The sequence below is a fragment of the Acinetobacter sp. SW-226 genome (assembly GCF_055632855.1).
Genome location: NZ_CM145752.1, coordinates 117608 through 130369 on the forward strand (window position 1 = coordinate 117608; position 12762 = coordinate 130369).

Consider the following 12762-nt stretch of genomic DNA (forward strand, 5'->3'; position numbering starts at 1 on the left):
GTGATTTTTCGTTTTAAAAATAAAGAAATTTATCTGCCAATTTTACGAAAATGAAATTACTTTCTTTCCTTTATGTAGCACAGCTTATGCCAACTTTTGATGGACATAAATGAAGGGCTCAAAGATGGCATGCTTTTCGCTTTTTCAATCTGAATGATACAAATTTGAAAAAGAGGAACAGATGGAAATTGCAATTATTGGTGCAGGGATGGGTGGTTTAACGACAGGAATCGCATTGAAGAAATTTGGGCATCGAGTCACCATTTATGAGCAAACAGAGCATATTTTACCTGTAGGTGCAGCCATTTCATTGTGGTCAAATGGTGTGAAGTGCCTGAATTATTTGGGCTTAACCCACCAAGTCGCACGCCTAGGTGGGCAGATGGACCATTTGGCTTATGTTGATGGTTTAACGGGGGATGTCATGACCCAGTTCAGCTTGTATCCTTTGATTGAAGAGGTTGGACAGCGACCGTATCCTGTTTCGCGTGCCGAACTACAAAACATGTTGATGGATGAATTTGGGCGTCAGGATATCAAGCTCGGTAAAAAAATGCTGTCTTTAGCAGAGCACAATGATATGGTCACAGTTCGCTTTGCAGATGGAACAGAAATCCAAACAGAATTATTGGTTGGAGCAGATGGAACTCACTCTTTGACTCGAGCGTATGTTCTTGGTGATCAAGTTGAACGCCGTTACGCTGGTTACGTCAACTGGAATGGTTTAGTTGAAATATCTAGTGATTTAGCACCAGCAGATCAATGGACGACATTTGTTGGCGAAGGGAAGCGTGCTTCACTTATGCCAGTTTCTGACAATCGCTTCTATTTCTTTTTTGATGTGCCTCTACCAGTTGGTTTGGAAAATGATCGAAATCAATATAAAAAAAAGTTGAAAGAGTATTTTCAAAATTGGTGTGCGCCTGTGCAAAGCCTCATTAATGCAATGAATGAACAGCAGACTAATCGTGTCGAAATTCATGATATTGAGCCATTTACTGACTTCTATAAAGGTCGTGTGGTGATCGTCGGAGATGCAGCACATAGTACAACGCCTGATATTGGGCAAGGCGGTTGTCAGGCGATGGAGGATGCTATTTATTTGGCACGCGCACTACAAATTAATACTTTGGGCTTACAAGACTCGTTACGTCGTTATCAAAATAAACGCAACGAACGCACAGGAGAAATGGTGCTACGCGCACGTAAACGTTGTGATGTGACCCATATGAAAGATGAAAGTGTAACCCAGGCATGGTATGAGGACTTACGTACTGAGCAAGGCCCTCATATCATGAAGGGAATTATTAGTAATATTGTGGGTAATCCGCTGGATTAGGGGATATTTTTTGTGGCGTATTTAAGCTCGGAGTAAAGGACCACTGTCCTTTGCGTTTTTGTGAAAATTACTCATACAAATTGATTGAGCAGTTGGATTTCAGACGCGTTAAGCTAATGGAAAGTAACAACAATAAGAGCAGCCATATGGACACATTATTATTAAGTATTCAACCCAATGCTTTAGAAATGCTGATTTTAGAGTCGACTGATGTGCAAGATGTATTGGATTCGCAACAGCTTGAATCACGTCTGCTTTTAGGCTCAAACTGGAAGATCTTACAAACGTTGTTGCAGGGGAGTTTTAAGTCTGGAACTTCCTTACTGGCTTTGAGTGTACAAGCTGAACATCATTTATCGGAACGTCAGAAACAACTCACAGAGGTGCGCTATAACACGGCAGTTCGTGTAGTTGAAGTCGAAGAAGCATTAGGGAAACTCGATATTGATGACTTTAAAAAGCATATGCAAACTACGTGTTTAAAGCGCCTAGAGCAGGAGCATGGGATTCGGACTGAGTCGATAGAACTGCAATTTGCGGAGTTGAGCTTGCTGTTTGCTCAACTCAAAAATTTTTATGAACAAGCAGCAAAGCATAATTACGCTGTGATCAGTGTAACCAGTGACAATTTAACGCCAATCTCACTGATTTAACATCAATTGCATCAGTACTAGATCACGCCATTGGCCAAATTTTTGTCCTACTTGTGGCATATAGCCTGTTTGTACGAAGCCGAATTTTTCGTGTAATGCAATTGATGCAAGATTGGCATGGTCAATTCCTGCAACCATGACATGCATTTGCTGTATTTTTGCTTGTTCAATCAAATAGGCTAAAAGTTGTTTACCTAAACCCTGACGTTCATAGTTGGGTGAAATATAAATAGAATGCTCAACGGTAAAACGATAGCCTGAAAAATTACGGAAAGTGGCATAGTCTGCAAATCCTGCAATCACCTTTTTCTCTTGGTCTTCCATTACACAAAATGGAAATTGCTGATTTTTAAAGTGTTGTAACTGTTTTTGAAAATGCGCTAAATCATATGCATGTTCATTCCACGTTGCCATACCATGTAGAACTTCAGCATTGTAAATATTTTGAATGGCAGGCAAATCGTGTTCAGTAGCAGGGCGGATGATAAAAGACATGGAAGGCTGAGTCGTTGTATTGGAGCTTTATCATGCTGCTTTTACATAAAAAAAAGCAAGACAGAAGTCTTGCTTTTGGATATTCACAAAAGTGAATTAGAAGTGGTATTTGATTAATGCACTAACGTCATTTTGGTCTAAACCTTTGATGCCGTATTTGTTGTTCCATACAGAGTGTTCAACACCCACATAAAGACGTGTATCTGGAGAAATGTGTTTACCAACATTCCATTTCCATTGTGTTGTCCAGTTTAATTCACTTGCATGACCTGCATTTTCACCTGTTGACCAGTCAAGGAAGCCATCAACAAGGAAATCTTCAGAACCTAATTTCACTGGAATACCATAGACAGCAGTCATTTGGTAGTCATCAGTTGTTCCTTTCTCATTATCCGCTTTATAGAAGTTCAACTGTGCATATTGGAAATAAGGAATAGCAAGATCAAAACCAATACCATAGAGGTAGTTGTTGAAGTCTGCACCTGAGTAATTCGAGCTGTTTGCTTCCCATGTTCCCGCAATTAAAATATCTTTAATTGGACCAGCTTCTAGTTTAGTTCCTGTAACAGCACTTAAGCTTAGGCGAGGCGAAAGCTCGAAATATGTGCTGTTTTCGAAATCATTGTGAGCACGGTCAGCGAAGCCGAAAAAGTCACCATATTTCAATTTAGCTGTATATTCGACAGTAGCCGTTGTTTGCTGGTTATTGTCATCCATATTTACAGGATGCGCATAGTTTTCACCGTATAAAGCAGTGAGGCTAAAGTCTTGCCAGATCGGCGCAGCTTGAGAAATTGCCGCAGCAGAAGATAATGCTACGAAAGCAGCAATTTGAGTCAGTTTCATGAATATTCCCCAAAAAATCGGATACAAGGATACCGATTATTAAGCAAAAATAAAGCCAAATTTGACGAACGTGATGGAGATGGATCATAAAAAAAGGTTATTTATTACACTTTTTTTACCAAATGGTTTAGTGGTGGGCTTCCTGAAGTATTTTATTTTTAGTGACAGACTTTCTTTTTGAAGAAGGAAGATGATTGAATAATAAATTTAATAATATCGCCATGATACAGGTCGAACTGATCCCAGAATGGAACAGGGTTTGCACCCATTTGGGGAAGTTTATAAAGAAAGAATAATCTATGATTGGAATCATGCCTGCTGCAATTGAAGTTGCAACAATAATTAGATTTTTTTGCTCATTATAGTCAACTTTAGCCAATGTTCGGATGCCACTAGCAGCTACTGTTCCAAATAAAACTAAACCTGCCCCACCTAAAACTGGGAATGGAATAGCTGCAATCAAGCGCCCCATAATCGGTAATAACCCCAAGATCACTAAAATGCCACCACCTGCAGCCACTACAAAGCGGCTTTTAATTCCTGTAATGGCAACCAGACCGACGTTTTGCGCAAAAGCACTTTGCATAAAGGAACCTAAAATGGGTGCTGCCGCACTCGATAGCATATCTGCACGTAAACCTGCTGCAATGCGCTCAGAATCAACCTTCGTTCCAACAATTTCACATACTGCAATAATGTCGGCAGTGGTTTCCGTCATAATGACTAAAGTCACAATCAGCATTGAAAGAATTGCGGTGAATTCAAAAACAGGAAGCCCAAAAGCAAAAACACTCGGGGCTTGAATCCAAGTACCATTGGTGATGTGGCTAAAGTCACCAAAACCTAGAATATAGGCGATGCATGTACCTAGAATGATTGATACTAGAATCGACAACCGGCGCATGGTCGGGCTTTGAAGCATATTCAGTCCAATCACGATTGCTAAAGTTAGGAGAGCCAAACTGATATTTTCAACACTTCCCCAGTTCGGTGCCGTTTTATTGCCACCCATCATCCAACGGACAGCGACAGGCAGGAGGGATAAACCAATGATGGTGATGACGGAACCTGTGACGACAGGGGGAAAAAAGCGAATAATTTTGGAAAAATAAGGGGCTAAGAAAAAGCCAATCAATGATGCAACGATGACTGCACCATAAACTGCGGGCAGCCCTCCACCTGTAGTGACAATCGCCACCATGGTAGCGACCCCTGCAAAAGAAACGCCTTGCACCAAAGGAAGTTGCGCCCCAATGTACTTCACCCCTATGGTTTGTAAAATAGTGGCTAAACCGCCGACAAACAACGCCGCAGCAATGAGTAAACCAATCTGTGCCGCGTTTAAGCCTGCTGCAGTACCAATAATCAGTGGGGGTGCAACAATTCCACCATACATAGTGAGCACATGTTGCAAACCGTAAGCTACACTTTTAGTCGCCCCCAAATACTCATGTTCTGGAGAGAGGCTTTTATTGAGTTTTGTCATATTGTTTTTCCCCATATTCTGTTGGTTTGTGTTGTGCTTAGCTTCCACGGTAAGTGGAATAAGCAAAAGGGCTGATCAGCAGAGGAATGTGATAGTGTTGCTCGGTATTTTGGATATAAAAATGAATCACAGCTTTGGGGAAAAATGTTTCAAGGCCTTGTTTTTCGAAATAATCCTTTGTATTGAACTCAAGTGCATACTCTCCAGAAATGAGTGCTTCTAAGCCAAAATCTGCTGCTTGAATACGACCATCTATATTGGTTTGTGCACAAGCCAATAATTCGCCAACATGATTGAATAATCTCACATCGACCTGAGCTGCAGGTTGACCTAAAGCAGTATCTAAAATATGGGTGCTGATCATGCGGTAAGCTCCTGTGTAAGGCGAAGGATGGCAATTTCAGATAACTGCTGTTTGACGATGCGTTGTTCCGTTTCAGGGTCGTTTTTTAGTCGATAGTTCAGTGCCGTTAAAATATCATTCACATTTAAACCTGAAGCCTTGATTAAGAAGATGTAGCCATATTTTTTTTCATAAGCGATGTTGGCGGTGATCAATGCCTGTTGAGTCTCTTTATTGCTTTGGAGTTGGGCCTGTTCACGTTCTGAAAAAGCTTGTTCGGTTGGGCTAAGTTCAGTTTTGGCTCGCTTCTCTCCAATCCTTGGATGCATATCTAGAGCAGATTGAACCTCGTCCCATGTCCATGTCTGGCTGAGTTGAGCTGCGTAATCAAGTACCTTTTGTATAGATGAAAAGGGGCGGGCTGCAATAATGGCTTGCCCCCAACTTTGAATAGGCACGCAGTGTTTTAATCGGTTTTCGAGTTCGGCAGGGGGGGATTGATTAAATTCGTTCAGATGCACTATTTTGACCTGATGTTTAAAAAGAATAGCTAAAACTTTGCAATATCAGTGCCAAATACAGACAAATTTACACCCCAAAATAGCTAAATAAGCGCCCAAAAGAGGCTCCTATTTACATGATGCTTCACATATTAGGGGCATGATGTTGATACCAATGTTCAGCAATCTCTGAGCGACGACAGATCCAAACTTTTTCATGGCTCTGAACGTAATCGAGAAAGCGTTGTAAGGCTTTAAAGCGACCCGGACGACCGAGAAGACGGCAGTGCATGCCAATCGACATCATTTTCGGACTGCTTTCACCTTCGTTATACAACACATCAAAACTGTCCTTTAAATATTGGAAAAAATGCTCTCCTGTACTAAAGCCACCTGCGGAACTGAACTTCATATCATTGCATTCAAGTGTATAGGGAATAATCAGATGCGGACGTGTGGTGCCATCGGTTTGCGTTAATGTGGTCCAAAACGGTAAATCGTCGCCATAGTAGTCCGAGTCATATTGAATCTGTGGAAACGCTGCGAGCAATTGACGTGTATTGGGGCTGTCTCGGCCCGTATACCAGCCGATGGGAGTTTGACCCAATAATGTTTCAAGTACGCTCAAGGCCTGATCCATATGTTGATACTCGGTTTCAATATCGACATTTTGATAGTGCAACCAACGTTGTCCATGAGAGACCACATCGTATTGGGCTTGTTTGATTGCTTCGACAATAGGTGGATTACGTGCCAGTGCCATACCTACCCCAAAGATGGTCATCGGGAGTCCACGTTTTTGAAACTCCGCATGGATGCGCCAAAAACCTGCTCGTGAGCCATATTCATACATGGAATCCATGGAGCGATGCTGAGCAGGAAAACTCGCTGCACCGACCAACTCAGATAGGAACTGCTCAGAACCAGCATCACCATGCTCAACATGGTTTTCAGCCCCTTCTTCATAGTTCAAAACAAACTGTAGTGCAATGCGTGCTTGATTGGGCCAGTGAGCGTGTGGTGGGGTTCCTGCATAGCCAATTAGGTCACGTGAATAGGCAGAAGTTTGAATAGAATCAATGAGTTCTTGGCCACGTAAGTAAGTGCTTGTCACAATAAGTATCCTTTTCATATTTTTTTTAAAATATCACTTGCATAATTTTGAGTTAGGCCCGATATTCAAAGTAGAAGGACACAGATCTGCAGACTCAAAAGTGTTCATCATTCAATCAGGGGAGGTTGCTTTCCAATAGAAATTGAAGATGGTCGTATGCTGTTAAAACAGTAAGCTACAAGTGTGCCAAGATAAAAAAGTTTTGCACAGAAAAGAGTCAAATAAAGAGAGGATGTTATTTTATGAACATAGAAATCCGTACAGATAAAAACATTCAAAATAGTGACCGTTTAATTAGTTATGTACGTGCAGAGCTCAATCAAGAATTCCAACGTCACAGTGAACGTATTACCCATTTTTCAGTGCATCTGAGTGATGCCAATAGCCATAAAGGCGGAGATGACGACATTCAATGTATGATTGAAGCTCGTCCTGCAGGTTTAAAACCCGTGGTTGTAAATCATAAAGGTCATAATGTCGATACGGCGATTCATGGTGCGATTGATCGCCTCAAACGTAGCCTAGAACATACCTTTGAAAGGAATGATAAACCACGTGCTGGGCAACCTGTTTATGCAGATCAGGATGATGGCCTAGAGGATGAGGAAGAATAAACCTCACGGAATTTTAAAAAGCCCCAGATTTGGGGCTTTTTTCATGTTTGGCACTCACTTTTATCCAACATTACGGATAACAAATGTTCCGTTTATTCGGCATAATAGAATAAAACTGAATTGAAGAGCGTCCTCTCCATGTTAACCGCGCAACAACAAGCTTTCGTGCAAGCACTTGAAGAATTAGATCTTCAGCAAGTTCAACGTTTATTAGCAGATGGATTAAATCCAAATTTTATTGACTCTGAAAAAGGACCTGTGATTTCAGTTTGGTCAGATGGCTTATTTAAATGGTGGGAAGCAATTTGCGAAGCGTATGAAGCGGGTACACCTTTATCAGAACAAGAAAAGCAAGATAGCCTAGCGGTACATTTAGAGATTTTAGAACAGTTAATTCAAGCAAAAGCGAATTTACATTTGTGGGATACAGAGGAAATTTATGGCCCACTTTGGGATGCTGCAAGTGCTGCATGTGCGCCCGCAGTCAAACGCTTATTGGATGAGAAAGTCGATCCAAACACCAAAGATGAAGATGGTTTGACTATTTTATCTTCGATTAGCGATTTGTTCTTTGATTGTGAATTTGATGAAATTAACTGGGCCGAAGCATTAGCTGAAGAAAAGCAAACTTTAGAGTTGCTTCGTCAGCACGGTGCAAAAATGTCAAAAGAATTAGCCTAAACAGCGAGAAAATCATGATGAAATTAAAACATTTGGGTTTATGTGTCACAGCTGGATTCAGTATGAATGCGATGGCTGCAGATTTTTCCTTTGACCGCCCTGGCTCGGGTATGGGCACTGGCATTACGCCTGTGGGTCAGTTGGCATGGGAGCAGGGCTTAGCCAATGCAAATTATGTTGAGTCCACCACTGCCGATGGGGAAAAAGTAAAAACCACCAACTTAAATGCAGATATGTTGTTCCGCACAGGTCTAGCAAAAAACATCGAATTACAATTGGGTTGGGCAGGTCCGTCGTGGCAGCAAGTGAAAGTGGCGGGTAACAAGTCTGAAACAGATGGTTTGGGTGATGTCAGTGTGGGTGTAAAAGCGGCTATTCCACTGGATGATGAACGTTTGAGTATGGCCGTATTAGCTGAAGCGGTTATTGCTACAGGCAATGATGGTTTCACCAATGAAGATGATATTTATAGCCTGACTTCTGCTGTGTCTTATGATTATAGCGATCTTGTGACAACATCTATCACCATGCGTTATGAAGTTCAAAATAGTGATTGGGCAATTTCTGCAATTCCGACACTCGAGTACCAATTTACCGATAAACTCAGTGGCTTCTCTGAATTGGTTTACCGTAAAGCAGAAAGCCAAGACAATGAATATGCGCTGGGTACAGGTTTAATGTATGCGGTCAATCAGCGGATGCAACTGGATGCAAGTGTTGGCGTTGACTTAGATGGTTCAGATAAAAGCTATTACTCAGCCCTTGGCATTTCATACTTATTTTAATTAGAAAAAGAAAACATTATGGAAAAGCATCTTCATCTGGAACAGGGGAAGAACGGAAGAACGTGGTATCTGGTGCTATCAGTATTGATTATCAATCTGTGTATTTGGGCCAGTATTCTAAACGTTCATGCAGAAACTCCACTGCTTTCAGCCAAGGATGCGTTTCCGTTTACAGTGGAGTCCACAACTGAGCATAGCGCTCAGCTACATTGGGATATCCCTGAACACTATTATATCTATCAGCACAAATTTGAAGTGAAACAGGCAGGACAGGTGCTTAAGTTAGAGCTACCTCCAGCCCATGATTTATATGATGAAAACTATGGGCATACCCAAGTTTATTATCAACACGTACAATTTGATTTAAATACACAAGCTTCGCAAACCTATCAGGTGACTTGGCAGGGTTGTGCCAAAGATCGTATTTGCTATCCACCACAAACCATTGAATTTAAAACTGATGTTAATGGCTTGATCAGCCTGCAAGATCAGGCCAGTGGTTCAAAACGGCTGTTAGATTTGGCAGCGCAGTCGAATACTCAAGCGCAGTCCTTAGAGACAAATGTGACATCTGAACAAGTAACATTAAGCGCTGATGATTCCGCAGCCCAAGACCAAATGTGGTCAGAGGAATTGGCTAAGAGCTCGTTGGCTTATGGCTTATTGTTGTTCTTTGGGCTCGGCATCCTGCTCGCGTTTACACCGTGTTCTTTACCCATGTTACCGATTTTAACTTCTCTCATTATACGAGACAGTAAAGGTCTTAAAGCATGGATGATTGCTTTGGTCTTTGTCTGCAGCATGGCGATGGTTTATGCCATTTTGGGGTTGGTTGCATCCTCCGCAGGTTTGAATTTTCAGCGTTGGTTGCAGCAGCCTTCAACCCTCATTGCTTTTAGCCTGCTTTTTGTCTTATTCGCGTTAAATTTATTTGGACTATTTGAGCTTAAACTGCCTCAAGTGCTGGTCAATAAGCTTGATCATATTCAGTCCATGCAAAAAGGGGGTAGTCTGATCAGTGTGGGAATCATGGGTATGATTTCTGCCTTGTTGGTTGGCCCTTGTATGACAGCCCCTTTGGCTGGTGCTTTATTGTTCATTTCACAAACGCAAAGCCAGTGGCAAGGTGCAGTTTTATTGTTCACTTTAGGCTTTGGGATGGGAACGCCACTTCTGCTTGCCAGTATATTGGGGGCTAAAATCTTGCCACGTGCAGGGTTATGGATGAATCAAATTCGGGTGTTATTTGCTTTTATTATGTTGGCTTTGGCGCTGTATTTTATTCGCCCAATGCTTTCTGAGACATGGATGCAACTGCTAAGTTTAGTCCTAGGCTTAAGCTTTATTGGTTATGTGTTATATCGTTTAATGTGGAATAAAACCCAGTTACGTGTGTTATATATCGTGGCGTTGCTGATTGGCGGGTCTTATATTGGCTATAGCCAATATCAACAGAGTCAACGTTTTTTTGAGTCACCAGTGACAGACTCTGCGCATTGGCATGTCGCAAGTACGGCGGCAGAGTTTCAGCAGTTATTAGCACAAGCACCGAAAGGCCAAAAAATCGTGATTGATGTCTATGCGGATTGGTGTATTGCCTGTCAGCCGATTGAACACCGTATTTTAAAATCTGCCACAGTACAACAGGCACTTGCGCCGTATTATTTAATTAAACTGGATTTGAGTCATTATGATGCAACCCATCAAGTGCTCTTAAACCAGTGGGATATTTTAGGGCCACCCACCTATTTATTTTTAGATGCCTCACAACAAGAAATTCGCGGTTTACGTTTAACAGGTGCATTTACTGAGGCTGAACTTTTAGCTCAATTACAACGTTTTTAAACCTGAGGGAGAAGGGTGATGCAACGTTTATATATTGCCAATAAAAACTCCTCCAGTTGGTCAATGCGAGCGTGGTTGGTTTTAACCGCATTTAACATCGACTTTGAAGAGGTACTTGTTCGCTTTGATGCGACAAACCCCAGTTTTAAAGAGCAACTATCCCATATTCATGCCAATGCTCAAGTACCTGTTTTAGATGTAGGAGAATTTAGAATTTGGGACTCTTTAGCGATTTGTGAATATTTGGCTGAGCAACATCCAGACTTAGCACTTTGGCCAAGAGCTAAAGCCTTAAGAGCGCAAGCACGAAGCATCAGTGGTGAAATGCACAGTAGTTTTATGGCACTGCGTGAATTGTGCCCAATGAATCTTCAGATGCAATACAGCACAGCCGAAGGTCAAGCACTTTGGAAGAAGCATGCGGCATTAAGAGCAGATGTTGCGCGGATTGAACACATTTGGGCTAAACGTGCAGACGCGCATGCTTTTTTATTTGGCAATTTCTGTATAGCCGATGCCTTTTATGCACCTGTGGTGATGCGTCTCAAGAGTTATGCATTGCCCGTATCTGAGCAAAGCCAGCAGTATATGCAACAGATAATCAAGCATCCTGCTGTCAGTGCTTGGATCCATTCTGGATTAGAAGAAGCTGTCTAATGACGTGGAATATGAGGGTTATCACGACATTTGGACTCGTATTCAATTTCAGAAGCACCGATTTCAAAATAGCATTTAATTTGATTCCGTCCTCCGGCTTTCGCTGCATAAAGTGCTTTGTCAGCTTGGTTTAATAATTGTTGGGGTTTTAATTTATGTGCAGATAGGGCAATACCGAAACTGGCGGTGATACGAATTGAACGTCCATCTTCATTTTCAATAACCAAAGATTCAATGGCTGCCCGACAACGTTCTGCAATACGGCGCGCACGATGTTGCGAAGAACGCTTTAAGATTAATATAAACTCTTCGCCGCCATAGCGACCTACGATATCCTGTTCACGTAAATGCTCACTCAATTTTTGACCGACTGCAATTAAAACTGCATCTCCCATATGGTGTCCGAACTGATCATTGATATTTTTAAACAGATCGAGATCTAGTAGCACAATTGCATAAGGAGAATGTTTCTCATGACCTAAGTTTTCTAAGTTTTGGCTAATACTGCGTCGGTTAAGCGTGTTGGTGAGGGGATCAATCTGACTTAAACTTTGGATCTGTTGTTCACGATGACGCCACTGGCTAAGTAAAATTTCAAATAAAATTAAGCAAGTGATTAAGATCGGAGTAATGAAATACAACATCGAAAATAACCAGAAGCCATTAAGAAAAAGCTTCCCATCAATGATAAAAAGAGGGGAGTAAGGGACAACGTCAATAAAACTCAGATATCCTGAAAAAACTAAAAAACTCGTGGCAGGAATCAGCATCATATAAATGATTTTGCGTTTAAACAGCACTAAACCCAGCGTCAGTAAACAAATGTAGGCAATCATGGTCATTGGGCTTAAAACCCCAACAAAATAGCTGTCTTGGCAAAGTGAAATCACAAAGATACCGATGGCGACATAAGGTAAAAAGCGTTGCACCCATGCGCGATCCTGTAAAGCATAGCAGGGGTAAATCAGCCCTAAGAGCACCAAACAAAAAATAGAATTCAGCACAAATTGAATGCGAACAAACTCGATATTGACCACCTGCCAGTATTGAGGGTTCATTAGAATAAACGTATCCCAGCCTAGCCAAGCAATATGGATGGTACAGGCTAAAATAAGCATCAAAATACATTTTTTCAATGTACTCCAATTCATAATGACTTCCTCTTCAAGTAGATAGCGAGAAAGTTTATTTTTCGTTAATTTTTTAGAGGCAACGGCTAGTGAATTCATTCAATATTCTTATCCTTTTATTTTCGTATTATTTTTTAATTTAAATATCATTATCATTAATTTTAAAATTGAAATACAAGATAGCACCTAAAATCATAGTAAAAACATCCCTACAAAAAGGGAAAAGTGTTCTATTTTTGAAACATAGTGTTTTACTGAAGTGCATTATTCTGGT

14 protein-coding genes are annotated in these 12762 nt (G+C 41.3%); 7 read left to right on the forward strand and 7 right to left on the reverse strand.

Features of this window, described 5'->3' with window-relative positions:
• The first annotated feature begins 181 nt into the window (after positions 1-181).
• Both hpxO and ACZ8ZH_RS00485 read left to right on the forward strand, forming a co-directional pair.
• Positions 182-1339 carry an FAD-dependent urate hydroxylase HpxO gene (gene hpxO / locus ACZ8ZH_RS00480; protein WP_119063320.1) on the forward strand — a complete coding sequence of 386 codons (1158 nt, stop codon included), beginning with the start codon at positions 182-184 and terminating at the stop codon, positions 1337-1339.
• 146 nt (positions 1340-1485) lie between these two features.
• Positions 1486-1992, forward strand: coding sequence for a DUF1877 family protein (locus tag ACZ8ZH_RS00485; RefSeq protein ID WP_086210291.1), 507 nt, complete (start codon positions 1486-1488; stop codon positions 1990-1992).
• Here the strand turns inward: ACZ8ZH_RS00485 and ACZ8ZH_RS00490 are convergent.
• The 6 genes from ACZ8ZH_RS00490 to puuE all read right to left on the reverse strand — a co-directional run bounded on the left by ACZ8ZH_RS00490 (position 1981) and on the right by puuE (position 6776).
• Positions 1981-2487, reverse strand: coding sequence for a GNAT family N-acetyltransferase (locus ACZ8ZH_RS00490; RefSeq protein WP_119063319.1), 507 nt, complete (start codon positions 2485-2487; stop codon positions 1981-1983). The genes ACZ8ZH_RS00485 and ACZ8ZH_RS00490 overlap by 12 nt on opposite strands.
• Positions 2488-2583: 96 nt before the next feature.
• Positions 2584-3333 (reverse strand): outer membrane protein OmpK, encoded by a 750-nt coding sequence (locus tag ACZ8ZH_RS00495; protein ID WP_119063318.1) that lies wholly within the window; start codon positions 3331-3333, stop codon positions 2584-2586.
• A 127-nt stretch (positions 3334-3460) separates the two neighbouring features.
• Complete coding sequence (locus ACZ8ZH_RS00500; RefSeq protein WP_119063317.1) at positions 3461-4819, reverse strand: nucleobase:cation symporter-2 family protein; 1359 nt, start codon at positions 4817-4819, stop codon at positions 3461-3463.
• Positions 4820-4856: 37 nt separating this feature from the next.
• On the reverse strand, positions 4857-5183 hold the full coding sequence (uraH, locus tag ACZ8ZH_RS00505; protein ID WP_110974606.1) for a hydroxyisourate hydrolase: 327 nt from the start codon (positions 5181-5183) through the stop codon (positions 4857-4859).
• Positions 5180-5683: a 2-oxo-4-hydroxy-4-carboxy-5-ureidoimidazoline decarboxylase gene (uraD, locus tag ACZ8ZH_RS00510; RefSeq protein ID WP_119063316.1), complete on the reverse strand. Its 504-nt coding sequence runs from the start codon at positions 5681-5683 to the stop codon at positions 5180-5182. The genes uraH and uraD overlap by 4 nt, the downstream gene beginning before the upstream one ends.
• Before the next feature lie 124 nt (positions 5684-5807).
• The gene (puuE, locus tag ACZ8ZH_RS00515) at positions 5808-6776 is read right to left on the reverse strand and encodes an allantoinase PuuE (protein WP_119063315.1); all 969 of its coding nucleotides are present in this window, start codon (positions 6774-6776) and stop codon (positions 5808-5810) included.
• Positions 6777-7018: 242 nt separating this feature from the next.
• On the opposite strand from puuE, the gene ACZ8ZH_RS00520 reads away from it, so the two are divergent.
• The 5 genes from ACZ8ZH_RS00520 to ACZ8ZH_RS00540 all read left to right on the forward strand — a co-directional run bounded on the left by ACZ8ZH_RS00520 (position 7019) and on the right by ACZ8ZH_RS00540 (position 11358).
• Positions 7019-7390 carry an HPF/RaiA family ribosome-associated protein gene (locus ACZ8ZH_RS00520; protein ID WP_086210284.1) on the forward strand — a complete coding sequence of 124 codons (372 nt, stop codon included), beginning with the start codon at positions 7019-7021 and terminating at the stop codon, positions 7388-7390.
• 138 nt (positions 7391-7528) lie between these two features.
• Positions 7529-8071 (forward strand): hypothetical protein, encoded by a 543-nt coding sequence (locus ACZ8ZH_RS00525; RefSeq protein ID WP_086210283.1) that lies wholly within the window; start codon positions 7529-7531, stop codon positions 8069-8071.
• Positions 8072-8085: 14 nt separating this feature from the next.
• Positions 8086-8856, forward strand: coding sequence for a transporter (locus ACZ8ZH_RS00530; protein ID WP_119063314.1), 771 nt, complete (start codon positions 8086-8088; stop codon positions 8854-8856).
• A gap of 18 nt (positions 8857-8874) precedes the next feature.
• The gene (gene dsbD, locus ACZ8ZH_RS00535) at positions 8875-10701 is read left to right on the forward strand and encodes a protein-disulfide reductase DsbD (RefSeq protein ID WP_119063313.1); all 1827 of its coding nucleotides are present in this window, start codon (positions 8875-8877) and stop codon (positions 10699-10701) included.
• Between the two features lie 18 nt (positions 10702-10719).
• Complete coding sequence (locus tag ACZ8ZH_RS00540) at positions 10720-11358, forward strand: glutathione S-transferase family protein (RefSeq protein ID WP_119063312.1); 639 nt, start codon at positions 10720-10722, stop codon at positions 11356-11358.
• Here the strand turns inward: ACZ8ZH_RS00540 and ACZ8ZH_RS00545 are convergent.
• Complete coding sequence (locus tag ACZ8ZH_RS00545) at positions 11355-12587, reverse strand: GGDEF domain-containing protein (RefSeq protein ID WP_162900248.1); 1233 nt, start codon at positions 12585-12587, stop codon at positions 11355-11357. The two genes, ACZ8ZH_RS00540 and ACZ8ZH_RS00545, sit on opposite strands and share 4 nt — an antisense overlap.
• Positions 12588-12762: the final 175 nt, after the last annotated feature.

Excerpts from the sequence above, each read along its gene's own strand:
- hpxO (WP_119063320.1), top strand. The coding sequence starts at position 182 with ATGGAAATTGCAATTATTGGTGCAGGGATGGGTGGTTTAACGACAGGA.
- ACZ8ZH_RS00485 (WP_086210291.1), top strand. The coding sequence starts at position 1,486 with ATGGACACATTATTATTAAGTATTCAACCCAATGCTTTAGAAATGCTG.
- ACZ8ZH_RS00490 (WP_119063319.1), bottom strand. The coding sequence starts at position 2,487 with ATGTCTTTTATCATCCGCCCTGCTACTGAACACGATTTGCCTGCCATT.
- ACZ8ZH_RS00495 (WP_119063318.1), bottom strand. The coding sequence starts at position 3,333 with ATGAAACTGACTCAAATTGCTGCTTTCGTAGCATTATCTTCTGCTGCG.
- ACZ8ZH_RS00500 (WP_119063317.1), bottom strand. The coding sequence starts at position 4,819 with ATGACAAAACTCAATAAAAGCCTCTCTCCAGAACATGAGTATTTGGGG.
- uraH (WP_110974606.1), bottom strand. The coding sequence starts at position 5,183 with ATGATCAGCACCCATATTTTAGATACTGCTTTAGGTCAACCTGCAGCT.
- ACZ8ZH_RS00520 (WP_086210284.1), top strand. The coding sequence starts at position 7,019 with ATGAACATAGAAATCCGTACAGATAAAAACATTCAAAATAGTGACCGT.
- ACZ8ZH_RS00525 (WP_086210283.1), top strand. The coding sequence starts at position 7,529 with ATGTTAACCGCGCAACAACAAGCTTTCGTGCAAGCACTTGAAGAATTA.
- ACZ8ZH_RS00530 (WP_119063314.1), top strand. The coding sequence starts at position 8,086 with ATGATGAAATTAAAACATTTGGGTTTATGTGTCACAGCTGGATTCAGT.
- dsbD (WP_119063313.1), top strand. The coding sequence starts at position 8,875 with ATGGAAAAGCATCTTCATCTGGAACAGGGGAAGAACGGAAGAACGTGG.
- ACZ8ZH_RS00540 (WP_119063312.1), top strand. The coding sequence starts at position 10,720 with ATGCAACGTTTATATATTGCCAATAAAAACTCCTCCAGTTGGTCAATG.
- ACZ8ZH_RS00545 (WP_162900248.1), bottom strand. The coding sequence starts at position 12,587 with ATGAATTCACTAGCCGTTGCCTCTAAAAAATTAACGAAAAATAAACTT.